The organism is Aeromicrobium sp. CTD01-1L150 (genome assembly GCF_041951745.1).
Taxonomy (GTDB): Bacteria; Actinomycetota; Actinomycetes; order Propionibacteriales; family Nocardioidaceae; genus Aeromicrobium.
The window spans coordinates 3,151,295-3,173,707 of sequence record NZ_CP169555.1; the positions used below are offsets into that span (position 1 = coordinate 3,151,295).

Consider the following 22,413-nt stretch of genomic DNA (forward strand, 5'->3'; position numbering starts at 1 on the left):
GTGCTCACGAGGTGAGGAAGGCCCGGGCGGAGTCAGCGACGTCCCCGGGGGCGAGCCAGAATGCGGAGTGGTCCTGGCCGGGCAGGACCTCGATGGTGACGCGAGGGAGGATCTCGGCGAGGGCGTTCGCTCCCTCGAGGACGAACGGCTCGCTGTTCTCGCCGACCACGACATGGACGGGGGCACGGGTCGACCATCGGTCGCGGGGCAACGCGGTGCCGTCCTGCAGCCCTCGCATGATGCGACCGTCGTAGGCGTAGGTGTGGGCCAGAGCGGACATCTGCTCCCACGACGGGTCCTGCTTCATGCCCTCGACCCACTCGGCGGGGATGCCCAGGGCCTGCGTCATGAAGTACTCGACTGCGTCGCCGCGTCGCCCCTCGGCGACGAGCTGCTCCTGGTGCTCCACGTAGTCGGGTGGCATCGGCGGGCGGGCGTCGCTGACGATGAACGGCGGTTCGTACAGGTACAGAGCCGTCACCGCCTCGCCGAGCGCGTCGGCGGCATCGAGAGCGAGGGCGCAACCGGCCGAGCCGCTCAGCAGCGCGGCTGCTCCCCCGAGCGTCTCGATCAGTGCACCGATGTCCTCGATCTCGCGGGCCGGGTCGTAGGGCTGAGGGTCGCCACTGGCACCGCGGCCGCGCCGGTCGTAGGAGATGACCGTGAAGTGCTCCGCCAGCAGCTCGGCGAGCCCGGCCACACCGGTGCGGTCCTCCGCGACCGTGCTGATCAGGATGACGGCCGGTCCGCTACCGGACGTCTCGTAGGCGATCGTGGTGCCGTCGGCTGATGTCAGGGTGGCGTTCGTGGACATGACTGCTCCTTCGGTGGTGGGTCAGCTGCTCTGACGAGCCAGGTGGCCCGCCAGTCGGTCGAGGGCCTCGTGGAACCCTTCGCCCATGCCGAGATCGATCGCGCGTCCGAGTGCCTCGGTCGTGGGGAAGGCGGCGGCGACGCTGACGCGTGTGCGGTCGTGCTGGTCGGCGAACGCCACCGTCGTGGGGAAGGTGTCGGTGCCCAGGGCGTTCCAGTCGTCGTCAGCGAAGGAGTCGGCGAAGCCCAGGAGGTTCATGGGTTCGACCGTCCTGTAGGTCGCCAGGGTGCGGACGGGATCGTCGGAGCCGTCGTCGGGCACCATCGTGTGGCGCCAGCGACCGCCGGGCCGTGCCTCGAGCTCGTGGACGGTCGTGGTCCACCCCTCGGGCCCCCACCAGCGCTCGAGCGCCGCCGGTTCGGTCCACGCTCGCCACACGCGCTCGATGCCCGCGTCGTAGGTTCGGGTGACGTGCAGGGTGTTGGTCTCGTCGTCGACGATGATGCCGTCGCTGGTCATGAGGGATCTCCTGGCTCTGTCGTGTCGAGGAACTCATCGAGCCGAGCCATGCGCCCGGACCACAGGACGGCGAAGCCGCGCATCCATTGGTCAAGCTCGCGCATGGAGTCGGGTCGCAGCCGGTAGATGCGCTGCTGCGCCTGCTTCTCGACGTCCACCACCTCCTCCTCGGCGAGGAGCCGCAGGTGGCGCGAGACCTGGGGCTGGCCCATGCCGAGCGCATCGACGATCGAACCGACGCTGCGTGGTCCGTCCTTGAGCAGCTCGACGATGCGAAAGCGCGTCGGTTCGGCGATCGCGTTGAGTCGGGCCTGGACCTGGTGGGTGTTCACAGAACACAACATACGCATATCTGTATATATTGTCAAGCGTATATACAGACGATGACAGGAGCACGCCGTCCACCTCGGTGCTCCCGGTGGGGTTCGAACCCACACTGGGGCGGGTTTAAGCCGCCTGCCTCTACCGGTTGGGCTACGGGAGCGCCCCCACAGCGTAGGCGCAGGCTCAGACCAGTGCGGCGTCGATGGCCGCGATCTCCTCCGCGCTGAGCTGCAGGTCCGCCGCGGCGGCCGAGTCGACGGCCGACTCGGGCCGCGAGGCGCCGGGGATCGGGACGACCACCGGGGACAGCTGCAGGTGCCACGCGAGCAGCACCCGGTGCGGGCTCACCCCACGCTCGTCAGCGAGCTTCTGCAGGACGTCGTGGTCGGTGCCCAGCTCGCCGGCGCGACGGATCCCGCCGAACGGGCTCCATGGCAGGAAGGCGATGCCCAGACGGGCGCAGTGCTCCAGCTCAGGACGGCTGGACAGGAACGCCGGCGAGAACTGGTTCTGCACCGAGGCGAGCCGGCCCCCGAGCACGTCGTTGGCCTCGTCGATCTGCTCCACCGTGGCGTTGGAGATGCCGGCCATGGCGATAACACCCTCGTCGAGGAGCTCCGCGAGCGCGCCGACGGACTCCGCGTACGGGACGTCAGGGTCGGGACGGTGGAACTGGTGCAGGCCGATGGCCTCGACTCCGAGGCGCCGGGCCGATGCCCTGGCCGCCTCCTTGAGGTACTCCGGCCGCCCGTCGACGACCCACGAACCGTCGCCCGGGCGCAGGTGCCCCGCCTTCGTCGCCACCAGGACGTCCGAACCCGACGGATGAGCAGCGAGAGCCTCGGCGATCAGCTCCTCGTTGTGGCCGACCTCCCCGGCGTCGCGGTGATAGGCGTCGGCCGTGTCGATGAAGGTGACGCCCGCGTCGAGGGCCGCATGGATGGTGGCGACGGAGCGGTCGCGGTCCGGGCGACCCTCGATCGACATGGGCATCGCGCCGAGCCCGATCGCGCTGACCGGGACGTCGCCGATGGTGCGGTACTGCATGAGATCCTCCGATCGGTGACTCAGAACGTCATCGTCAACCCGAGACGTCCACGACGCATTCCAGCTGCTCACCGGCCTGTAGATGGGCCACCTGCCGACGCACGAGCGTCTCGACCCGGTCGGCCCACGTCGTGACCGCTCCCCCGACGTGCGGCGAGACCAGCACGCCCGGTGTCGTCCAGAGCGGGTGGTCGGCGGGCAGGGGCTCGGGGTCGAAGACGTCGGAGGCGATCCGCACGTGCCCGCTCGCCGCGTGACGGACCAAGGCGTCGGTGTCGGCGACCTTGCCCCGCGCGACGTTGACCAGCACCGCCCCCTCGGCCATGGCGGACAGGAAGGCGTCGTCGACGAGATGGTGGGTGGCCGCAGAGTAGGGCACGGCGACGATGACGGCGTCGGCATCGGGCAGCAGGTCACCGATCTCGTCGATGCCATGGACCGGGCCGTGCTCGTCGGACCTCGCGCGGGAGGCGACCCGGACGATCTCCACCCCGAACCCGTCCAACCGGCGGTGGGTCTCCTGGCCGATGCCGCCGTAGCCCACCAGCAGGACCCGGCTGCCCAGCAGGCCGTGGCGCATGGGCCTCGGTTCCCACCGACCCTCCGGCATCGCCCGTGCGAAGTGGTCGATGCCGCGTTGCGCAGCGAGCAGGAGAGCCACGGCGATCTCGGCCGTGGGCCCCTCGTGCACCCCCACGGCGTTGCACCACGTGATGCCCTCGGGGACCTTGCCGATGGCGTCGTCGTAGCCGAGCGACTGTGTCTGGACGGCCCGGACCCGTTCGGCATCCAGCACCGACAGGTCGCTCTTGAGCACGTAGGGACGGACGGCGAGGTCGATCGGCGGGCCTTGCGGCGCCGGACCCCTGAAGTCCCACAGGACCAGCTCCACGTCAGGCAGGTCGGTGTACCGGGCGAGGGTCTGCTCATCAGGCAGGCTCAGGCAGAGGGTCATCGGGAATCAGCCGCCTCCCAGGCGATGCCGTCGAGGATGTCGTGCTCACTGACGGTGAGGACGTCGGTCTGCAGCGGCAGGACGTCCAGCAGGCGATCGAGGATCAGTGCCCCCGCGCCGATGACGTCAGCACGGCCCGGGTGCATGAACGGCAGGGCCCGGCGGTCGGCCACCGACATCTGCACCAGCGACAGGCAGGCCTGGCGGACGTCGTCGACGGCCAGCCGGCTGCCGTGGATGACGTCGGAGTCGTAGGACGGCAGGCCCAGCGAGTGCGCTGCCACCGTCGTGACCGTCCCGGCGACACCCACCACGGAGGCCACGGGCTCCAGATCGGCCACGACAGGGGCCAGGACGGCATCCAGGTGGGTGATGCACTCCGAGATCTCCTGGACGATGGGCGGGTCGCCGCCCAGGAACCGTTCGGTGAGCCGCACGGACCCGACGTCCAGCGACGTCGCCCAACCGACCTGGCGGTTGCGCCCGGTGACGAGCTCGGTGGAGCCGCCGCCGATGTCCAGCACGAGACTGTCGGTGTCGACGAGGTCGCGCGTGGCGCCGAGGAAGGAGGCCCGGGCCTCCGCCTCGCCGCTGAGCACCTCGACGTCGACTCCGAGGATCGCGCGGACGCCGTCGAGCAGCTCGTCGCCGTTCTCGGCGTCCCGTGCGGCCGACGTGGCACAGAACCGCACCTGCGTGGCGCCGAGCATGGCGATCAGCTCGCCGTACTCGCGGGTGGTCTGCAACGTCCGTTCCAACGCCTCGGGCGCGAACCGTCCCGTGCGGTCGACGTCCTGACCCAGCCGGACCACCCGCATCTCCCGCACGACATCGCGCTTGTGATCCTCCCTGACATCCGTCACCAGCAGGCGGAGGGAGTTCGTGCCGCAGTCGATGGCGGCGACGCGACGGGCATCGGGCATGTCGTCGACCCTATCGAGTGGGCGCGCAGGCCGACTGGCCCCAGTACTCCCCCAGGAGCACGACGGCCTCGTCACCCAGGGGGTTCAGGCCGGGCCCCTTGGCCAGGGAGTGGCCGACGAGCACGTGCAGGCACTTGACGCGCGTCGGCATGCCGCCGGCGCTGACCCCCTCGATCTCCGGGACGTTCCCGATCGCCTCGCGCTCACGCAGGTAGTCCTCGTGCGCGGCGGCATACCGCCGGGCGAGGTCCTCGTCCTGCGTGAGACGCGCGCTCATGTCAGCCATGAGACCGGAGGCCTCCAGCGTGCCGACGGCACCGGCCAGCCGTGGGCACGTCACGTAGTAGAGCGTCGGGAACGGGGTGCCGTCTGGCAGGCGGGGCTCCGTCTTGACCACGGCAGGATGCCCGGAGGGGCACCGGGCCGAGATCTCCAGCGTCCCGCGCGGCGGGCGGCCGAGCTGCGCTGCGACGGCGTCGAGGTCGCTCTGGGCCACACTCACTCAGACTCCTCCAGCACGCTGTCGGGGTCGGGACGCTCGGTGCTGGTCTCCGGCGGGACCCCCGCCTCCTGGGTACTGCCCCACAGGGACTCGTACCACGGCTTGGTCTCGGGGTCCGGTGGCTCATCGAGCGTGGGCACCGCACCCTGCACCTGTCCGTCCGAGCCGATCACGCGGTAGCCCACCTCCCCGGGCATGACCCAGCCGAACCGCTCGCGTGCCTGGGACTCCACGAAGGCCGGGTCCTCCCATCGGGCCTCGGTGTCGGTGAGCTCCTCGATGGCTGCCTCGCGCATGGCGATCTCCGCCTTGGTGGCCTGGATCTCGCCACGCTGCTGCCACCACGCGTGCAGGGACGAGGTGTAGGAGGCGAGCAACAGGAGCAGCACCGACATGAGGAGCACGGCTCGGGTCGTGAACTGCGGCGCACGCCGCGGCTTGGCCGTGCGTCGTGCCGACTGGCGCCCGGGGCCCGGGCCACGGCCCGGTCGCGCCGAACCGCCCGGCCGTCTGCTGGACGACCGGCCGGGACGACGGGTGGGGCTCATCGACGAATCACTGCCGAGGGGTCAGGGCTGGACGAGCCTCGGGAACGCCGAGACCCCGGCGTAGACCGCCGAGCGGCCCAGGTTCTCCTCGATGCGCAGAAGCTGGTTGTACTTGGCGACGCGGTCCGAGCGTGCCGGCGCGCCGGTCTTGATCTGTCCGCAGTTGGTGGCGACGGCGAGGTCGGCGATCGTCGTGTCCTCGGTCTCGCCCGAACGGTGGCTCATCATGTTGGCGAAACCGTGCCGGTGTGCCAGCTCGACGGCGTCGAGGGTCTCGGTCAGCGAGCCGATCTGGTTGACCTTGACGAGCATCGCGTTGGCCGCCCCGGTCTCGATGCCACGGCTCAGACGGTCGACGTTGGTGACGAACAGGTCGTCGCCCACGAGCTGGACGCGGTCACCGACGGCCTCGGTGAGCGCCACCCAGCCGTCCCAGTCCTCCTCATCGAGCGGGTCCTCGATGGAGACGATCGGGAAGTCGTCGACCAGCCCGCCGTAGTAGGCAGCCATCTCCGTCGAGCTCTTGCCGGCGCCCTCGAAGGTGTAGGTGCCCTTGTCGTGGAACTCGCTGGAGGCGACGTCGAGCGCGAGAGCGATGTCGGTGCCGAGGGTGAGCCCGGCCTCCTCGACAGCACGCGCGATGAGCTCCAGCGCGGCCCGGTTGGACGACAGGTTGGGCGCGAACCCGCCCTCGTCGCCCAGACCGGTGGACAGTCCCTCGGCCTTCAGCACGGACTTGAGGGCGTGGTAGACCTCGGTGCCCTGGCGCAGTGCCTCGGCGAACGTGGGCGCGCCGATCGGGGCGACCATGAACTCCTGGACGTCGACGTTGGAGTCGGCGTGGGCGCCGCCGTTGAGGATGTTCATCATCGGCACCGGCAGGACGTGGGCGTTGGGGCCGCCGACGTAGCGGTACAGCGGCAGGCGTGCGGAGTCGGCGGCGGCCTTGGCGGTGGCCAGGGAGACGCCCAGGATGGCGTTGGCGCCGAGCTTGGCCTTGTTGTCGCTGCCGTCGAGCTCGGCCATCGCGGCGTCGACGGCACGCTGGTCGTCGGCGTCGAGGTCGACGAGTGCGGAGGCGATCTTGCCGTTGACGGCGGCGACGGCCTTCTGGACACCCTTGCCGAGGTAGCGCTTGCCGCCGTCACGCAGCTCGACGGCCTCGAACTGGCCGGTGGAGGCACCGGAGGGTACGGCGGCCCGCCCGATGGTGCCGTCGTCGAGCGCGACCTCGACCTCGACGGTGGGGTTGCCGCGCGAGTCCAGGATCTCGCGTGCTCCGACGGCTTCGATGCGTGCCACTAGGTGCTCCTCGGGGGGGTCGGGTGAGGTTCGGGTCCCAGCCTAGTGCGCGACCCACCCCTGTCCGGGGACGCGTCGCCCACCCGTGATCGGTGCCTCTGCAACTGAATGACCCAAAGTCGACGCATCGGTGTCTCAGCAACCCGAAGGGGTGCTATTCGGTTGCTGTCGCACCGATGCGGGGCCAGGCCGTTGATCGGTGCGACATCAACCGAATGAGTGCCCTTTCGGTTGCTCAAGCACCGATGCGGGCGCGGACCGGAGATTCGGTTGCTCAGGCACCGATCAGGGCTCGGCGCGATCGCGGACCGTCCGGCGCAGCGCCGCCTCGGGGTCGACGCCGGCCTCACGTGCCTCGGCGACGAGCGCGAGCAGCCGGGAGCCGATGTCGTCGCCGTCGGTGGCGACGTCCGGGACCCGCTCGAGCGCCTTCGTCGCCAGGGCGAGTGCGGGCAGCGTCGAGGCAATGCCCTCCAGCGGGTGCTCGCGCGGCTTCTCCACCGCCTTGACGGCCTGCCACGCGGCATCGATCTCCTCCGGCGTGCGGGCCGGGCCGTCGGCGAAGACGTGCGGGTTGCGTCGCACCAGCTTGGCCGCGATCCCCGCGGCGACGTCGTCGACGTCCCAGCCGCCCTCAGGCCGCTCGGCGGCGATCGCAGAGTGGAAGACCACCTGCATCAGCAGGTCCCCGAGCTCCTCGCGCAGCAGGTCGGCGTCCTCGTCATCGAGGGCCTCCAGCGTCTCGTACGTCTCCTCCAGCAGGTAGCGGCTAAGCGAGGCGTGGGTCTGCTCCCGGGTCCAGGCACACTCGCGACGCAGTCGGCCCATGACCGCCACGACGTCCAGCAGCCGGGCGCCGGGCAGGTCGAGCGAGCCGTGCACCACCTCGACATCGGCAGGGACGTGGGCCGGCCAGGTGACGTCGCCGGGTGCCGGCACCCAGATCGCGTCGCGCTGTGCGGGAGGCTCGCCGATCGCCACGTCCACACCGGCATCGCGCAGCGCCTGCGCGTGGGCGTCGTCCAGCGCTGCCACCACCGGCACACCACTGCGTACGAGATCCCAGGCTTGTGCGGTGAGCTGGCCGGGAGCGGTGCGAGGGCTCAGGACGAGCACACGCATGGTCAGGAGCAGGTCTGCGTGTCGAGGAGGGGCTGCGCCGTCTGGTCGGCGACGCCTTCCTCGGAGTCGTCACCGGTGTAGGCAGCCAGGCTGCCCGGCTGCTGCACGACGTCGGCCAGGTCTCCGATCGCAAAACGCGGGCTGAACTCGGCGTCGGCCTCCCCCAGCGCCTGGACGAGCGCGGCACGACCGGCCTGCTGCAACGCCTGGGCGTTCTCCTGCGTGACCTCCTCGCCGGCTGCGGATGCACCGAGGGCCTCGGCGACACGGGCGACGCGGGTGCTGGTCTCGAGGACCTCCACCACGGTGTCGATGTCCAGGTCCGGGAACTGCTGCGCGATGGCGCGGCGATCAGCGTCGGCGACGCGCACGTCGCTCTCACGGATCTCGATGCCCTCGGTCTCGGCGACGTCGGCGGCGACGAGCGCGAGCGCGAGCTCGGCCGCGGCCTGGCCGCGGACCTCATCACCGGGGAAGGAACCACCCGGCTGCTGGGCGAGGGAGAGCTGGCAGATGACCTCTGCGGCCTCATCGACCGTACTCGTGGAGATGACCGTGCCGTCGACCACGACGGCCGCCCCCGGACGACCGGTGCTGCACCCCACCAGAACCAACGCCACGGCGACCGCGGCGACCACACGCATCCTCATGGGCTCACCCTACGGGGGGTCAGCCCGTCAGGGTGTCGAGGACCCCGGCGACCCATTCGAGCAGCTCGCGGCCACGCAACGGCCTGCCGCCGACGGCAGCGGTCCTCGGGTGCGGCACGAGCGCCACCTTGGCGGCGTGCTTGTAGACGCTCTTGGGGTGGATCCGGCGCAACCGCAGCTGGGCGGACTCGGGCAGCTCCACCTCTGAGAACCGCACGTTGGACCCGGCCGAGGTCACCTCGGTCAGACCCGCATCTCGGACCTTGACCCGCAGGCGGGCCACGTCGAGCAGCACCTCGACCGTCTCCGGCGGCTCGCCGTAACGATCGACGAGCTCCTCGCGCAGGGCGTCGACCTCCTGCAGTGCCCGGACGTCGGCGAGCCGCTTGTACATCTCCAGCCGGAGCCGCTCGCTGGGCACGTAGTCGTGCGGCAGGTGCGCCTCGACCGGCAGCTCCATCTTGACCTCGCGCTCGGGTGCGCCCTCGCCGCGGAACTCCGCAACCGCCTCACCCACGAGTCGGACGTAGAGGTCGAACCCGACGTCGGCGATGTTCCCGGACTGCTCGCCACCGAGCAGGTTGCCGGCGCCACGGATCTCCAGGTCCTTCATGGCCACGGCGATGCCGCCACCGAGCTCGGAGTGCTGGGCGATGGTGGTGAGCCGGTCGTGGGCCGTCTCCGTGAGTGGCTTGTCCGGTGGGTACAGGAAGTAGGCGTAGGCCCGTTCCCGTCCGCGTCCGACACGGCCCCGCAGCTGGTGCAGCTGTGACAGTCCCAGGACGTCGGACCGCTCGATGATCATCGTGTTGGCGTTGGAGACGTCGAGCCCGGACTCCACGATCGTGGTGCACACCAGCACGTCGAAGCGTTTCTCCCAGAAGTCGACCATGACCTGCTCGAGCCGGTGCTCGCCCATCTGACCGTGGGCGGCAGCGATGCGCGCCTCGGGCACGAGCTCCTGCAGCTTGGCGACCGCCTTGTCGATGCTCTGCACCCGGTTGTGGATGAAGAAGACCTGACCCTCACGCAGCAGCTCGCGTCGGATGGCGGCCTTGACCTGCTGGTCGTCGTAGGCGCCCACGAAGGACAGGACCGGATGGCGCTCCTCCGGCGGGGTGGCGATCGTGGACATCTCGCGGATGCCGGTGATCGCCATCTCGAGCGTGCGTGGGATCGGCGTGGCCGACATCGCGAGCACGTCCACGGCGGCCCGCAGGTGCTTGAGCGCCTCCTTGTGCTCGACGCCGAAGCGCTGCTCCTCATCGACGATCACCAGGCCGAGGTCCTTGATGCGCACCCCGGGCTGCAGCAGGCGGTGGGTACCGATCACGAGGTCGACGCTGCCGTCGGCGAGACCGTCCAGCGTCGCCTTGGACTCAGACTCGGTCTGGAACCGCGAGAGTCCACGGATGGTGATGGGGAACTGCCCGAACCGCTCGGCGAAGGTCGCGAAGTGCTGCTGGACCAGCAGCGTGGTGGGGACGAGCACGATGACCTGCTTGCCGTCCTGGATGGCCTTGAACGCCGCGCGCACGGCGATCTCGGTCTTGCCGTAGCCGACGTCACCGCACACGAGCCGGTCCATGGGGACCGAGCGCTCCATGTCCCGCTTGACCTCCTCCACGGTGGAGAGCTGGTCGGGCGTCTCGACGAAGCCGAAGGCATCCTCCAGCTCGGCCTGCCACGGGGTGTCGGGGCCGAAGGCGTGGCCCTGCGTGGACTGCCGCGCGGCGTAGAGCTTGATCAGCTCGTCGGCGATCTGACGGACCGCCTTGCGGGCCTTGGCCTTGCGCGAGGACCAGTCGGAGCCGCCGAGCCGGTCCATGCTGGGGTTCTCCCCGCCGACGTAGCGGCTGACCTGGTCCAGCTGGTCCATGGGGACGAACAGCCGGTCGCCGGGCTGGCCCCGCTTGCTGGGTGCGTACTCGATGACGAGGTACTCGCGGGCCGCGCCCTGCACGGTGCGGGTGATGAGCTCGACGTACCGGCCGACGCCGTGCTGCTCGTGCACGACGACGTCGCCGGGCTCCAGCTCCAGTGGGTCGACCTGCTGGCGGCGGCGTGCCGGGATGGACCGTTCGGTGCGCTCGACCGCCCGCTGGCCCACGAGATCGTCGTGGGTCAGCAGGACTGCCTCGGGAGCCACCAGACCGTGGTCCAGATCGGCCTCCACGACGGCCACGACCGACGCGGGCCCCGACGCCATGGCGTCGGGCTCGGCGAGAGCGGCGGGGACGTCGTGCTCGGCGAGCCACTCCACCGTGCGCTGCGCCTGACCGGCCCCGGTCCCGGCGATCGTGACACGACGGCCCTCACCGAGCCAGCGACGGATGTCGGCGACCGCGGCCTCGGTGTCGCCGCGGTACAGCGGCGCGGCTTCGACGTCGAGAGGGACGGTGGTGTCGTCGTCCAGACCGAACGACGCGATGCTCCACCAGGCGAGGCCGGCCTTCTGGGCGGTGGCGCGCACCTCGTCGAGCTCGTGGAAGGCTGCCGGTCCGAGGTCGATCGGGGCCTCGCCGCCCGCCGCGGCCGAGGCCCACGACGCGGCGAGGAACTCCTCGCTCGTCGCGGTGAGGTCTGCAGCGCGCGCCCGGATGCGTTCCGGCTCGGCGAGCACGACACTCGATCCCTCGGGGAGCACCTCGACGAGGAGCTGCATCCCGCCGCCCTCCACCAGCACGGGCGCGAGGGACTCCATGCCCTCCACCGCGTGCCCCTCGGCGATCTTGCCGAACAGCTCGGCCAGCTGCGGGTGGACGGTGGCCAGCTCCGCGGCGCGCTCACGGACGTCATCGGTGAGCAGCAGCTCGCGGCACGGCGGCGCCCAGAGCCGCTCGAGGGCTTCGAGGGACCGCTGGTCAGCCACCGAAAAGTGCCGGATCTCATCGACGTCGTCGCCCCAGAACTCCACCCGGACGGGGTGCTCCTCAGTGGGTGGGAAGACGTCCACGATGCCGCCGCGGACGGCGAACTCACCGCGTCGTTCCACCAGGTCCACACGGGTGTAGGCCGCAGCGGCGAGGTCGCGGACGACGTCGTCGAGCGGCGCCTGCTGCCCTGCGGCGATCTCGACCGGGCGCAGGTCGGCCAGGCCGGCCACCTGAGGCTGCAGCACCGAGCGCACGGGAGCCACCACCACGCGTACCGGTGGCGCGCCGGGACCGGGATGGGCGAGGCGGCGCAGCACCGCCAGCCGCCGCCCGACCGTGTCGGAGCGGGGCGACAGGCGTTCGTGCGGCAGCGTCTCCCAGGCCGGGTAGACGGCGACCGATTCCGGATCCATGAGCGCCCCGAGGTCGGCGGCAAGGTCCTCGGCCTCACGTGCGGTGGACGTGACAGCAAGGACGGTGCCCCCCGCCGGGGTTGCCGACTGATCGGCGAGACCACGCACGACGAACGGCTGTGCGGCGGCGGGCGCCTGCAGGGTGAGGGTGCGGGGACGCTCGCGCAGCGCCTCGTCGAGGCGGGCGTCGGTGAGCCAGGTGGAGAGTGTCATCTAGGAGTTGAACGCCGACTGGGTCCGCTGAAGTCCTTGGGTGATGAGGCTCTCCACGGCGTCGGCCGCCTCCTGAACGTTCACGTCCAGCTCACGTCGTTCCGCCGAGGACCACGGCTTGAGCACGAAGTCGTGCACGCTCTGACGTCCCGGCGGACGCCCGATGCCAACGCGAGCACGGTAGAAGTCTCCGGTGCCGATGGACTGACGGATGGAACGCAGCCCGTTGTGACCGTTGTCGCCGCCACCGAGCTTGAGGCGCAGCGCCCCGAAGTCGATGTCGAGCTCGTCGTGCACGGCGACCAGGTGGTCGGGCTCGACGTCGAAGTAGGACATGAGCGCCTTGACGCCGCCGCCGCTGGTGTTCATGTACGAACGCACGCGTCCGAGGACGGCACGTTCACCGGCGAGCCGGCCCTCCACGACGTCGGCCAGGCGGGAACCGTGGGCCTTGAACCGTCCGCCCATGCGCTCGGCGAGCACATCGGCCACGAGGTACCCGACGTTGTGTCGAGTGCTGGCGTACGTCGGGCCCGGGTTGCCGAGCCCGACGACGAGCCAGGTCACTCCGACTCGGAGTCCCCGGACGGATCGGCGGCCGCCGGGTCGGCAGTCTCCGCTGCCGCGTCGTCATCGGAGTCGTCGCGCTCGATGCCTGCCTCGGCCTCGGCGTCCTCCAGCTCGGCCTCGACCTCGGCGGCGGTGGGCGCGTGGGTGATGTTGACGATGAGCAGCTCGTCCTCGACCGCCAGGACGGAGCCGTCCGGCAGCGGCAGGTCCGAGGCCAGGATCTGCGAGCCGGCCTCGAGGTCCTCGACGGAGACGGTGACCCACTCGGGGATGTGGGTGGCCTCGACCTCGAGCGCCACGCTGGAGTTCTCCAGCACCACGAGCGCGTCGGACTTGGCCTCGCCCTCCAGGTGGATACCGACGTCGACGGTGACCCTCTCGCCCTTCTTGACGATCAGCAGGTCGGCGTGCTCGATGAAGCCCTTGAGCGGGTCACGCTGGACCTGCTTGGGGATGGCGAGGTGCTTGTCCTTGCCGAGCGTGATGGACAGCAGCGCGTTGGAGTTCTTCAGCGCCAGCATGAGGTCGTGACCGGGCAGCGTGACGTGCAGCGGGTCGTTGCCCTGTCCGTACAGGACGGCAGGGACCTTGTCGGTGCGGCGGATGCGGCGGGCAGCGCCCTTGCCGAACTCGGTGCGGGTCTCGGCGGCGATCTTGATCTCGGCCACGGGGGTCGTGCTCCTCGGAGTGGTTCTGGTGCGGGACGCTGGTCTCAGGCGCTTGGGACGTTGCTGGGCGCTCGACACAGCACTCCTGTGGAGCGCCCTGTCGATCACGGTCGCTGGTGCGACCCTCGCCGAGGCAACCGTGGGAGTCTAACGCAGCGGCCCTCGCTCAGAGAAATCGTCCGAGGGTCCGCACTCAGTCCTTGAACAGGCTGGTGACCGAGCCGTCCTCGAACACCGCGGCGGTGGCCTGCGCGAGCAGCGGCGCGATCGAGAGGACGGTCAGCTTGTCGAAGCGCTGCTCATCGCTCAGCGGCAGCGTGTTGGTGACGATGACCTCGCTCGCCACGGAGTTCTTGAGCCGGTCCACCGCCGGCCCGGAGAAGACCGGGTGGGTGGCGGCGATGACGACGTCGGAGGCGCCGTCGGCCTTGAGTGCCTCGGCCGCCTGGACGATCGTGCCGCCGGTGTCGATGAGGTCGTCGACGAGGATGCAGACGCGCCCCTCGACCTCGCCGACCACGCGGTTGGCCTTGGACTCGTTGGGCTTGTGCGGATCACGCGACTTGTGGATGAAGGCCAGCGGGACCCCGCCGAGGGAGTTGGCCCACGACTCGGCCACCTTGATGCGGCCCGCGTCGGGCGAGACCACCGCGAGGGGGTGCTTGCCGTACTTCTTCTTGACGTGCCGGGTGAGGATCGGCATGGCCAGCAGATGATCGACGGGGCCGTCGAAGTAGCCCTGGATCTGTGCCGTGTGCAGGTCGACGGTCATGAGCCGGTCGGCGCCAGCGGACGTGAAGAGGTCGGCCATGAGTCGGGCTGAGATGGGCTCGCGGCCGAGGTGCTTCTTGTCCTGGCGGGCGTAGCCGTAGAACGGCAGGATCACGGTGATGCGCTTGGCGGAGGCCCGCTTGAGGGCGTCGATCATGATGAGCTGCTCCATGATCGCCTCGTTGATGGGCGCGGAGTGGCTCTGGATGACGAAGGCGTCGCTGCCGCGGACCGACTCATCGAAACGCACATAGATCTCGCCGTTGGCGAAGTCGTACGCCGTGGTCGGGACCAGCTCGACCTCGAGCAGGTTGGCGACCTCCTCGGCGAGCGTCAGGTGCGCCCGCCCCGAGAAGAGCATGATCTTCTTCGTGGCGGTCTTCTTGAGCAGGTCACTCACCAGCGGGCTCCTGGGCAGGTTCATCGGTGGGGTCGGCGGCCTGTGCGGAAGGGGTGCCCGGCCGCTTGCGCTGCACCCACCCGACCATGGTCCTCTGTGATCCGGCGCTCACGGCAAGCGCCCCCGGGGGTACGTTCTCGCGGACCACGGCACCGGCCCCGGTGAAGGCTCCGTCGCCGATCTCCACGGGGGCGACGAAGACGTTGTCCGAGCCGGTGCGGGCATGCTTGCCGACGACGGTGCGGTGCTTGGCGACTCCGTCGTAGTTGGCGACGATGGTGCCGGCGCCGATGTTGCTGCCCTCACCGATCTCGGCGTCGCCGACGTAGGAGAGGTGGGGCACCTTGACACCCTCGCCGAGGGAGCTGTTCTTGACCTCGACGAACGTCCCGACCTTGGCGCCGTCGGACAGCTCCGCGGCAGGACGCAGGTAGGCGAACGGGCCGACGCTGGCCCCGGCCCCGACGACGGCGTCGTTGCCCTGTGTGCGGATGATGCTGGCTCCGGCGCCGACCTCCACGTTGCGCAGCGTGGTGTCGGGGCCGATCGTGGCGTCGCTCGCGACGGTCGTGGCTCCGAGCAGCTGCGTGCCCGGGAGCAGCGTGACGTCGGGCTCGAGGGTGACGGCGGAGTCGATCCACGTCGTGCGGGGGTCCACGATCGTGACGCCTTGGCGCATCCAGTGCTCGGTGGTGCGCCGGTTGAGCTCGGCACCGACGGCAGCGAGCTGGGCGCGGTCGTTGACGCCCTCGGTCTGCCAGACGTCCTCCAGGACGTGCGCGCCGACAGGACGTCCTTCGTCGACAGCCTTGGCGACGATGTCGGTCAGGTACAGCTCGCCCTGGGCATTGGTTGCCTCGAGCTGGTCGACGGCGCGGCGCAGGAAGCCGGCGTCGACGGCGAGGATGCCGCTGTTGATCTCGCGAATCCGTCGTTCGGCGGCGCTGGCGTCCTTGTGCTCACGGATGGCGGTGACGGAGCCGTCGTCGTCGCGAACGATGCGTCCGTAACCGGTGGGATCGCTCTGGTGAGCCGACAAGATGGTGACGGCCCGGTCGCCGGCCCGGTGCTCGATGAGAAGGCTGGTGAGGGTCTCCTGCTGCAGCAGCGGGACGTCGGCGTAGGTGACCAGCACGGTCCCGTCGGTCGCGTCGTCGAGGGCCTCGAGCGCCACGCGGACGGCGTGCCCGGTGCCACGCTGCTCGGCCTGCACGGCCTGCACGATGTCCTGGCCGAGGTCGGTGATGGCTGCGGCGACCTGCTCGCGGTCGTGGCCGACGACGGCGACGATCCGTGATGCCCCGATGCCGCGGACCGCCCCGATCGCGTGGCCGACGAGGCTGCGCCCGCCGATCTCGTGCAGCACCTTGGCGCGGCGAGACTTCATACGGGTCCCCGCACCGGCGGCCAGGACGATCACGGTCAGCGAATCAGACACGCCCGTCAGTGTACGGATCGACCTACCCGTGCGCCTCCTCCTCCGCGAGAGCCGTGAGCCGCGTGATCGACGCCGCGAGCGACTCACTGGTCGTCGCGCGTGCTCGCGCCATGCGGTTCGGATCTGTCAGCGCCGACCAGTCGTACGTGTGCCTGACGCGCGTGTGGTCAGCATCGATCGCCTCCACCTCCCAGCGCCACAGGTGACCGGCGGGTTCCTCGTCGACCTCGGACGGGCACCACGCGATCCGTCGGCCCTCCTCGAACTCGACCACGTGGTTCTCCCTGACCGCGCCGTCACGGGTCAGCGTCATCACGAAGACGTCACCGCGCTGGTGCACCCGCTGACCGGGCGGGGCCTCGGCCAGGTTCTCGTTGCCGTCCCACTCCGGTTGGAGGGACGGGTCCGCGATCAGCTCGAAGATCACCGCGGGGGGCGCCTCGACGACGCCCGAGGCACTGACGACATGTCCGCTGTCCATGGGCTCAGGCTCGCAGACCGATGATGAGACGTCCACGTCGTTCAGGGGTGTCCATGTCACCCGATTCCGCCCCGCCGGTGAGCACCGACGGGGCGGAATCGGGTGACGCGGCTCAGAGGAGTGCTTCCTCCTGGCTCGTGGGCTTCACCCCATCCGCCTTCTCCTCGCCTCGGGGAGACCTGCGCGGACGCGCCGGCCCGGGACGTCCGTGGGTGGCGTAGATCACCAGGCCGACGAACATCAGCCCGCCCACGAGGTTGCCGAGCACCGTCGGGATCTCGTTCCAGACCAGGTAGTCGACGACGGTGAAGTCGCCGCCGAGCATGAGCCCGATCGGGAAGAGGAACATGTTGACGACGGAGTGCTCGAAGCCGAGATAGAAGAACACCAGGATCGGCATCCACATCGCGATGACCTTGCCAGGAACGCTGTCGGAGAGCATCGCGCCGACGACGGCCGTGGAGACCATCCAGTTGCACATGACGCCACGGATGAACAACGTCAGCATGCCGGCCGCGCCGTGCTCCGCATAGCCGACTGTGCGCCCCTCCCCGATCTCCTGCAGCGCCGCACCGACATCGCCCGGGTCGGTGGAGAACCCGTACGTCAGGTAGACCGCGACGAAGCTCGCCGTCGTGAGCGCGCCGGCGAAGTTGCCGAGGAACACCAGTCCCCAGTTGCGGAGCATCTCCCCCAGCGTCACGCCGGGCCGCTTGTCCAGCCAGGCGAGCGGCACGAGCGTGAACACAGCCGTCAGGAGGTCGAAGCCGAGCAGGTAGAGCATGCAGAAGCCCACCGGGAACAGCAGCGCACCGATCAGCGGCTGGCCCGTCTGGGTGCCGACCGTGACCGCGAACGCCGCCGCGAGGGCCAGGATGGCGCCGGCCATGTACGCCCGGATGAGCGTGTCGCGAGTGGACAGGAACAGCTTGGACTCCCCGGCGTCGACCATCCGCGTCGCAAGGTCGTGGGGCTTGACGTAGCTCATGATCGTCTCCTGGTCCTGGTCACCACTGGTACGGCAGGAACTTGCCGTCGATCGTGACGATGACGCGGTCCCCGTCCGGGTGAGCCTGGCGGTCGAAAGCGATGTTGCAGTTGATCGCGCTCATGATCCCGTCGCCGAACTCCTCGTGGATGAGGGACTTGAGCGCTGGGCCGTACACGTTGACGAGCTCCAGGAAGCGGTAGATCGTCGGGTCGGTGGCGAGGTCGGGGTCGGCGACGCGGTATGGCTGACGCTGCAGCGCAGTGACAGTCTCGTCGCTCAGCGAGAGCAGCTCGCCAACCGCGACGGCCTCCTTCTCCGGCAGCGGGTGGCTGCCGAGGAGTGCGGCGACGGTCCATACGAGCGGCCGCTCGATGTGGTCGGCGATCTTCTGCCAGCTGAGCCCGGTGGTCCGTCGGGCGTCCTCCACCGTGAGGGCCGGCGCGGCGATGGCGTTGTGGGTCATGGTCGTCTCCTGAATGGATGGGGCGGTGCACGGGGCGGATCGGGTCTCGCCCGCGTCCCTTTCATCGCACCGTCAACGCACCGGCACGGACAACGGCGAAACGCGCAGTGCATGAGGCGTTTCGCGCACGGCGAGGACGTCGTAACCGAGGTGTTACCGGCGTCGAACGGTGGTGACATCGCGGCTGTCTAGCGTCGGTGGAGACACCGACCGGAGTGATCACGATGACCCGAATGCCGACCAGCCCGACCCCGACCGATCCGAATGTGCTCTCTGCCGTCATCGAGGTGACGCCGACACCGCTGTGGGTGATCGGCACGGACGGGACGGTCGCACTGGCCAACCAGGCGGCAGTCGCACTGCTCGGGTACGGCTCGACGGCCGACGTCGTCGGTGCGCCGAGCCACGACACGCTCCACTCGTGGCACCCGGACGGCTCGCGCTACCCGGCGCACTCGTGCCCCATCCTCGAGCGGACGTCCACCAACGCCGTCTCGGACCCGGAGTGGTTCATCACGCGAGAGGGCCGGGCGCTGCCGGTGTCATGGTCGACGCGTCCGCTCGGATCGACGGGCCACACGCTGCTCTCGTTCGCGGACGCGACGGAACAGCTCGAGGCACGCTCGGGTGAACCGCTCACCGACGAAGGCCGACGCCTGCGCGACGCGGCCACACGAATGGGCGCGATGTCACGCCCGTCGGTACGGGACCGCATCGTCGAGCACGTCGAGACGCGGTTCCGCGACCCGGACTTCGATGCCCCGACGCTCGCGCGCGAGTGTCACCTGTCCCTGCGTTCGGTGCAGCAGCTCCTCGCCGAGGACGGCCGTTCGCCGGCCGCGGAGATCCGCGACCGTCGCGTCGACCTGGCAGCCGACCTCCTGCGCAGCGGCTCGACGGTGCAGTCGGCCGCGCGGGCGAGCGGCTTCTCCGACACGACGACGTTCACCCGGGCCTTCCGCCGCCGCTTCGGCGAGGCACCCGGACGCTGGGCAGCCCACGAGGCCGCCGAGTCCAGCTCGGCCTGAGGCCAGCTTCCGAAGAGGTTGGGCACCACGTCAGCGCTGATCACCCACCACCGCATCCACAGTCAACAGACACGGCCTACGCGCCTTCGGACCATGTCCGGACCGCCGCGGCAGTCACCTCACGCAACGTGCCGTCCGGGTCCGCCATGGCGCGGGCGGAGCCGACCTCGGTGCTCATGGACCACACTCCGTCGAACTCGGCTCCGAGCTCCTCCGGGGAGAGCCCGTCCACGACACCAGCGACGGCAAGGACGGGGAGGTGACGGGAACGGGCCAGACGGCTCACACCCACCGGGACCTTCCCACGGAGGCTCTGGGCGTCCAGTCTGCCCTCGCCGGTCACGACGAGGGCGGCGTCGCGGAGGTGATCGTCCAGACCCACGGCCTCCAGCACCAGGTCCAGCCCGGACTCGACCCTCGCCCCGAGTGCCAGCAGGGCTGCGCCGAGTCCGCCGGCCGCACCGGCTCCGGGTGTCCGCTCCACGTCGATGCCGGTGGCAGCACGGAGGCTGGCCGCGCAGCCGGTCAGAGCAGCGTCGAGGACGGCCACCTCATCGGGTCCCGCTCCCTTCTGGGGACCGTAGACGGCTGCGGCGCCATCCGGTCCGGTCAGCGGGTTGTCGACGTCGGTGGCCGCGACCAGGGTGACGTGCCGCAACCCCGGATGGAGACCGCTCAGATCCAGCTCGCCGACCCCGGCAACGAGCGCCCCGGCAGGATGGAGCTCTGTTCCGTCGGCGTCCAGCAGCCGTGCGCCGAGGCCGGCGAGCAGACCTGCCCCACCGTCGGTGGTGGACACACCACCGAGCGTCACGACCACCGTGTCGACGCCATGATCGAGTGCTGCGCCGATCAGCTGGCCGACACCGAGACTGTGCGCCTGGAGCGACGTCCGAGGACTGGGTGAGATCAGCTGCAGCCCACATGCCTCGGCGGCCTCGACGACTGCCGTCGTACCCCGCACGGCGAACCGTGACGTCACCGGATCCCCGAGGGCTCCGGTGACGGTGAGCACGTGCTCGCACGCTCCGGCCTGCACGACGGCGTCCACGGTTCCTTCACCTCCGTCGGCCATCGGCACCAAGGCCGTGGCGGCCTGCGGCAGAGCGTCGCGGACGCCGTCGGCCATGGCACTGGCGGCTTGCGCGGCGGTGAGGGTGCCCTTGAACTTGTCGGGCGCGAGGACCACCGTGGGCCGGTGCTGCCTCGCCTCAGCCGACATCGACGGCCTCTGCGTTGACCACGTTCGGCGGGACGTCCCCGGTCAACGCCGCCACCACGTTGGTCGCAGCGATCTCCGCCATCTGCCGTCGGGTCTTCTCGGTCGCGCTTCCCAGATGGGGCAGAAGCACGACCCGCTCGGTCAGTGCCAGCAGATCGGGGTGCACCCGCGGCTCGTCCTCATAGACGTCGAGACCTGCGCCGGCGATCTGCCCGGAGCCGAGGGCTCGCGCGAGCGCGGCCTCGTCCACCAACGGGCCCCGTGAGGTGTTCACGAGGATTGCCGTGGGCTTCATCCGCTGCAGGGCAGCGTCGTCGACAAGATGGTGCGTCGCCGGGGTCAGCGGCGCATGCAGGGACACGACGTCGGACTCGCCCAGCAGCTCCTCGAAGGACAGGTGGCGGACACCCAGCTCCCGCTCGATGTCGGCGGGCAGCCGGGTGCGACTGTGGTAGCAGACCTCCATGCCGAACCCGTGGGCCGCCCGCCTGGCCACGGCACGACCGATCTGGCCCATCCCGACGATTCCGAGACGTGCACCGTGGACCGGCAGGCCGAGCTGCTCCTGGTGCAGCGTCCACCGCTTGAACCTTCCGGCCCGCACGAAGGCGTCCCCCTCGACCACTCGTCGGGCAGACGCGAGGATGAGCGCGAAGGTGAGGTCTGCGGTGTCCTCGTGCAGGACCCCGGGGGTGTTGGTCACCGCAACGCCGTGGCGTGAGGCAGCCGCGACATCGATGTGGTCGAACCCTGCCGAACAGGTCGCGACCACCCTCAGCCGAGGGCCGGCGGCCAGAACGCTCTCATCGACCGCATCGGTCAGCTGGCACAGCAGGGCGTCGGCGTCGGCGACCATCGCGGCAAGCCCTTCGCCGCCGACAGGCTCATCGGAGTCCCGGACGACCACGTCCAGGCCGGACTCACGCATCAGGGCGATGCTCTCGGGGAACAGGGACTGGGACACGACTACCGTGGCTGGCACCGGCGACCTTCCTGACGTGGCGATGGTGAACGACTGCAGCCAGCGGCAACAGCCGCCAGCAACGATGTGGCTAGAAGGTGATCAGAGGCTTGATCTCACGCTCGGCCTTCATCGAGGTCAGGGCGTCGTTGACCGTCTCGAGCGTATAGGTGTTGGTGATCAGGTCCGTGAATGGGAAGTCGTCCTGGAACCGCTCGAAGAAGCGCAGGGCGTCCCAGTAGTCCCGCACGCCGCCAGAGAACGATCCCATCACCGCGAGGTTCTTCGCGGTGATCATCGACGGCGCGACGGCGACCTCACCCTTGCCGAGCTGGCCGACGACCATGTACCGGCCGCCCTTGGACGTCAGCGCCAGCCCCTCGGCAAAGGCGTTCGGATTGCCGGAGAACTCGAAGGTCACGTCGGGCCCGTACCCCTCGGTCCAGCCGGCGATGCGCTCGGCGCGTTCGGCAGTCGACGTCGCGGTGACGTCGAGGACGTTGGTCGCCCCGAAACGCTTGGCCAGCTCCAGCCGATCGCTCGGTCCACCGATGACGGTCACCGACCGCACTCCGGCCGCGACGCTGACCGCAGTGGCCAGCAGCCCGAGGGGGCCGCTGCCCTGGATCAGGACGTGCTCGGAGGAGGAGAGGCTGCCGACCTCGCGGAAGGCCTTCATCACCGAGCGCAGTGCACAGCTGGCGATGCTCGCCAGGTCGCTTGACACCTGATCAGGGACCCGGACGCGACCGGAGTCAGGCAGCACGTAGACATACTCGGAGAAACCGCCGAGCAGGTACGGAGGCTCCGCGCAGGTCTGGAACATGTAGCCCAGCCGGTTGACGCACAGGGTGACCTGGCCCAGCAGACAGAACTTGCACGACCCGCACGCGGTGTGGGTCCAGATGATCCGGTCACCAACACTGAGCTCCTGGTTGAGGGAGTCACGCTCGGCACCTGCACCCACCTGGACGATCCTGCCGACCATCTCGTGACCGAGGATCACCGGCAGGTCGACGCCCAGGGACAGTTCTCCCTGCCACAGGTGCAGATCGGTGCCGCACACCGAGCAGGCCTCGACACGGACCAGGAGGGCGCCGGGTTCGAGAGCGTCGGGGATCGGGACGTCCTTGACCTGGACGGGAGATCCGAAGGCCTCGACGACGACGGCTCGTGAGGTGGCGGGGATGGTGGCGGGGGACATACGGCGAC

General features: G+C 70.0%; 23 protein-coding genes and 1 tRNA gene. 1 reads left to right on the forward strand and 23 read right to left on the reverse strand.

Going from position 1 to position 22,413, the window contains the following annotated elements; all coding sequences use genetic code 11:
* Positions 1-4: 4 nt before the first annotated feature.
* From ACEVFP_RS15585 to cynS, 20 genes are all read right to left on the reverse strand, one after another.
* Positions 5-814 (reverse strand): alpha/beta fold hydrolase, encoded by an 810-nt coding sequence (locus ACEVFP_RS15585; RefSeq protein WP_375000359.1) that lies wholly within the window; start codon positions 812-814, stop codon positions 5-7.
* A gap of 21 nt (positions 815-835) precedes the next feature.
* Positions 836-1,333: an SRPBCC domain-containing protein gene (locus tag ACEVFP_RS15590; protein WP_375000360.1), complete on the reverse strand. Its 498-nt coding sequence runs from the start codon at positions 1,331-1,333 to the stop codon at positions 836-838.
* Entirely contained in the window at positions 1,330-1,665 is a 336-nt protein-coding gene (locus ACEVFP_RS15595) for an ArsR/SmtB family transcription factor (RefSeq protein WP_375000361.1), read from the reverse strand. The genes ACEVFP_RS15590 and ACEVFP_RS15595 overlap by 4 nt, the downstream gene beginning before the upstream one ends.
* Positions 1,666-1,743: 78 nt before the next feature.
* Positions 1,744-1,817 (reverse strand) — tRNA-Leu (locus ACEVFP_RS15600).
* Positions 1,818-1,840: 23 nt separating this feature from the next.
* On the reverse strand, positions 1,841-2,704 hold the full coding sequence (locus ACEVFP_RS15605) for an aldo/keto reductase (protein WP_375000362.1): 864 nt from the start codon (positions 2,702-2,704) through the stop codon (positions 1,841-1,843).
* 34 nt (positions 2,705-2,738) lie between these two features.
* A complete protein-coding gene (locus tag ACEVFP_RS15610) occupies positions 2,739-3,659 on the reverse strand; it encodes a 2-hydroxyacid dehydrogenase (RefSeq protein WP_375000363.1) in 921 nt (306 codons plus the stop codon).
* Positions 3,656-4,582 (reverse strand): exopolyphosphatase, encoded by a 927-nt coding sequence (locus ACEVFP_RS15615; protein ID WP_375000364.1) that lies wholly within the window; start codon positions 4,580-4,582, stop codon positions 3,656-3,658. Before ACEVFP_RS15615 ends, ACEVFP_RS15610 begins: the two co-directional genes overlap by 4 nt.
* A 10-nt stretch (positions 4,583-4,592) precedes the next feature.
* A complete protein-coding gene (locus ACEVFP_RS15620; protein ID WP_375000365.1) occupies positions 4,593-5,084 on the reverse strand; it encodes a DUF501 domain-containing protein in 492 nt (163 codons plus the stop codon).
* Positions 5,081-5,632, reverse strand: a complete 552-nt coding sequence (locus tag ACEVFP_RS15625; RefSeq protein ID WP_375000366.1) for a septum formation initiator family protein — start codon at positions 5,630-5,632, stop codon at positions 5,081-5,083. The genes ACEVFP_RS15620 and ACEVFP_RS15625 overlap by 4 nt, the downstream gene beginning before the upstream one ends.
* Before the next feature lie 21 nt (positions 5,633-5,653).
* The gene (gene eno / locus ACEVFP_RS15630) at positions 5,654-6,934 is read right to left on the reverse strand and encodes a phosphopyruvate hydratase (protein WP_375000367.1); all 1,281 of its coding nucleotides are present in this window, start codon (positions 6,932-6,934) and stop codon (positions 5,654-5,656) included.
* A 285-nt stretch (positions 6,935-7,219) separates the two neighbouring features.
* Positions 7,220-8,056, reverse strand: a complete 837-nt coding sequence (locus tag ACEVFP_RS15635) for a MazG family protein (protein ID WP_375000368.1) — start codon at positions 8,054-8,056, stop codon at positions 7,220-7,222.
* Between the two features lie 2 nt (positions 8,057-8,058).
* Positions 8,059-8,706: a hypothetical protein gene (locus ACEVFP_RS15640; protein ID WP_375000369.1), complete on the reverse strand. Its 648-nt coding sequence runs from the start codon at positions 8,704-8,706 to the stop codon at positions 8,059-8,061.
* Positions 8,707-8,725: 19 nt separating this feature from the next.
* Positions 8,726-12,208, reverse strand: coding sequence for a transcription-repair coupling factor (gene mfd, locus ACEVFP_RS15645; protein WP_375000370.1), 3,483 nt, complete (start codon positions 12,206-12,208; stop codon positions 8,726-8,728).
* Complete coding sequence (gene pth, locus ACEVFP_RS15650; RefSeq protein ID WP_375000371.1) at positions 12,209-12,775, reverse strand: aminoacyl-tRNA hydrolase; 567 nt, start codon at positions 12,773-12,775, stop codon at positions 12,209-12,211. It lies immediately after the preceding gene.
* The gene (locus ACEVFP_RS15655; protein ID WP_375000372.1) at positions 12,772-13,446 is read right to left on the reverse strand and encodes a 50S ribosomal protein L25/general stress protein Ctc; all 675 of its coding nucleotides are present in this window, start codon (positions 13,444-13,446) and stop codon (positions 12,772-12,774) included. Before ACEVFP_RS15655 ends, pth begins: the two co-directional genes overlap by 4 nt.
* Positions 13,447-13,639: 193 nt before the next feature.
* Positions 13,640-14,608 (reverse strand): ribose-phosphate diphosphokinase, encoded by a 969-nt coding sequence (locus ACEVFP_RS15660; RefSeq protein WP_375003853.1) that lies wholly within the window; start codon positions 14,606-14,608, stop codon positions 13,640-13,642.
* 1 nt (position 14,609) lies between these two features.
* Positions 14,610-16,055, reverse strand: a complete 1,446-nt coding sequence (glmU, locus tag ACEVFP_RS15665; protein WP_375000373.1) for a bifunctional UDP-N-acetylglucosamine diphosphorylase/glucosamine-1-phosphate N-acetyltransferase GlmU — start codon at positions 16,053-16,055, stop codon at positions 14,610-14,612.
* Positions 16,056-16,077: 22 nt separating this feature from the next.
* Positions 16,078-16,536, reverse strand: coding sequence for an SRPBCC family protein (locus ACEVFP_RS15670; RefSeq protein WP_375000374.1), 459 nt, complete (start codon positions 16,534-16,536; stop codon positions 16,078-16,080).
* 112 nt (positions 16,537-16,648) lie between these two features.
* Positions 16,649-17,524, reverse strand: coding sequence for a formate/nitrite transporter family protein (locus tag ACEVFP_RS15675; RefSeq protein ID WP_375000375.1), 876 nt, complete (start codon positions 17,522-17,524; stop codon positions 16,649-16,651).
* Positions 17,525-17,543: 19 nt separating this feature from the next.
* A complete protein-coding gene (cynS, locus tag ACEVFP_RS15680; RefSeq protein WP_375000376.1) occupies positions 17,544-17,990 on the reverse strand; it encodes a cyanase in 447 nt (148 codons plus the stop codon).
* 233 nt (positions 17,991-18,223) lie between these two features.
* Here cynS and ACEVFP_RS15685 point away from each other — a divergent pair, with 233 nt between their 5' ends.
* On the forward strand, positions 18,224-19,018 hold the full coding sequence (locus ACEVFP_RS15685; RefSeq protein WP_375000377.1) for a helix-turn-helix domain-containing protein: 795 nt from the start codon (positions 18,224-18,226) through the stop codon (positions 19,016-19,018).
* A 76-nt stretch (positions 19,019-19,094) separates the two neighbouring features.
* Here the strand turns inward: ACEVFP_RS15685 and ACEVFP_RS15690 are convergent, their stop codons facing one another.
* From ACEVFP_RS15690 to ACEVFP_RS15700, 3 genes are all read right to left on the reverse strand, one after another.
* A complete protein-coding gene (locus tag ACEVFP_RS15690) occupies positions 19,095-20,240 on the reverse strand; it encodes a glycerate kinase (RefSeq protein ID WP_375000378.1) in 1,146 nt (381 codons plus the stop codon).
* Entirely contained in the window at positions 20,230-21,222 is a 993-nt protein-coding gene (locus tag ACEVFP_RS15695; RefSeq protein ID WP_375000379.1) for a 2-hydroxyacid dehydrogenase, read from the reverse strand. Before ACEVFP_RS15695 ends, ACEVFP_RS15690 begins: the two co-directional genes overlap by 11 nt.
* A 70-nt stretch (positions 21,223-21,292) precedes the next feature.
* Positions 21,293-22,405: a zinc-binding dehydrogenase gene (locus tag ACEVFP_RS15700; protein WP_375000380.1), complete on the reverse strand. Its 1,113-nt coding sequence runs from the start codon at positions 22,403-22,405 to the stop codon at positions 21,293-21,295.
* Positions 22,406-22,413 lie beyond the last annotated feature (8 nt).

Excerpts from the sequence above, each read along its gene's own strand:
- ACEVFP_RS15585 (WP_375000359.1), bottom strand. The coding sequence starts at position 814 with ATGTCCACGAACGCCACCCTGACATCAGCCGACGGCACCACGATCGCC.
- ACEVFP_RS15590 (WP_375000360.1), bottom strand. The coding sequence starts at position 1,333 with ATGACCAGCGACGGCATCATCGTCGACGACGAGACCAACACCCTGCAC.
- ACEVFP_RS15605 (WP_375000362.1), bottom strand. The coding sequence starts at position 2,704 with ATGCAGTACCGCACCATCGGCGACGTCCCGGTCAGCGCGATCGGGCTC.
- ACEVFP_RS15610 (WP_375000363.1), bottom strand. The coding sequence starts at position 3,659 with ATGACCCTCTGCCTGAGCCTGCCTGATGAGCAGACCCTCGCCCGGTAC.
- ACEVFP_RS15615 (WP_375000364.1), bottom strand. The coding sequence starts at position 4,582 with ATGCCCGATGCCCGTCGCGTCGCCGCCATCGACTGCGGCACGAACTCC.
- ACEVFP_RS15625 (WP_375000366.1), bottom strand. The coding sequence starts at position 5,632 with ATGAGCCCCACCCGTCGTCCCGGCCGGTCGTCCAGCAGACGGCCGGGC.
- ACEVFP_RS15635 (WP_375000368.1), bottom strand. The coding sequence starts at position 8,056 with ATGCGTGTGCTCGTCCTGAGCCCTCGCACCGCTCCCGGCCAGCTCACC.
- ACEVFP_RS15640 (WP_375000369.1), bottom strand. The coding sequence starts at position 8,706 with ATGAGGATGCGTGTGGTCGCCGCGGTCGCCGTGGCGTTGGTTCTGGTG.
- mfd (WP_375000370.1), bottom strand. The coding sequence starts at position 12,208 with ATGACACTCTCCACCTGGCTCACCGACGCCCGCCTCGACGAGGCGCTG.
- ACEVFP_RS15670 (WP_375000374.1), bottom strand. The coding sequence starts at position 16,536 with ATGGACAGCGGACATGTCGTCAGTGCCTCGGGCGTCGTCGAGGCGCCC.
- ACEVFP_RS15675 (WP_375000375.1), bottom strand. The coding sequence starts at position 17,524 with ATGAGCTACGTCAAGCCCCACGACCTTGCGACGCGGATGGTCGACGCC.
- cynS (WP_375000376.1), bottom strand. The coding sequence starts at position 17,990 with ATGACCCACAACGCCATCGCCGCGCCGGCCCTCACGGTGGAGGACGCC.
- ACEVFP_RS15685 (WP_375000377.1), top strand. The coding sequence starts at position 18,224 with ATGCCGACCAGCCCGACCCCGACCGATCCGAATGTGCTCTCTGCCGTC.
- ACEVFP_RS15690 (WP_375000378.1), bottom strand. The coding sequence starts at position 20,240 with ATGTCGGCTGAGGCGAGGCAGCACCGGCCCACGGTGGTCCTCGCGCCC.
- ACEVFP_RS15700 (WP_375000380.1), bottom strand. The coding sequence starts at position 22,405 with ATGTCCCCCGCCACCATCCCCGCCACCTCACGAGCCGTCGTCGTCGAG.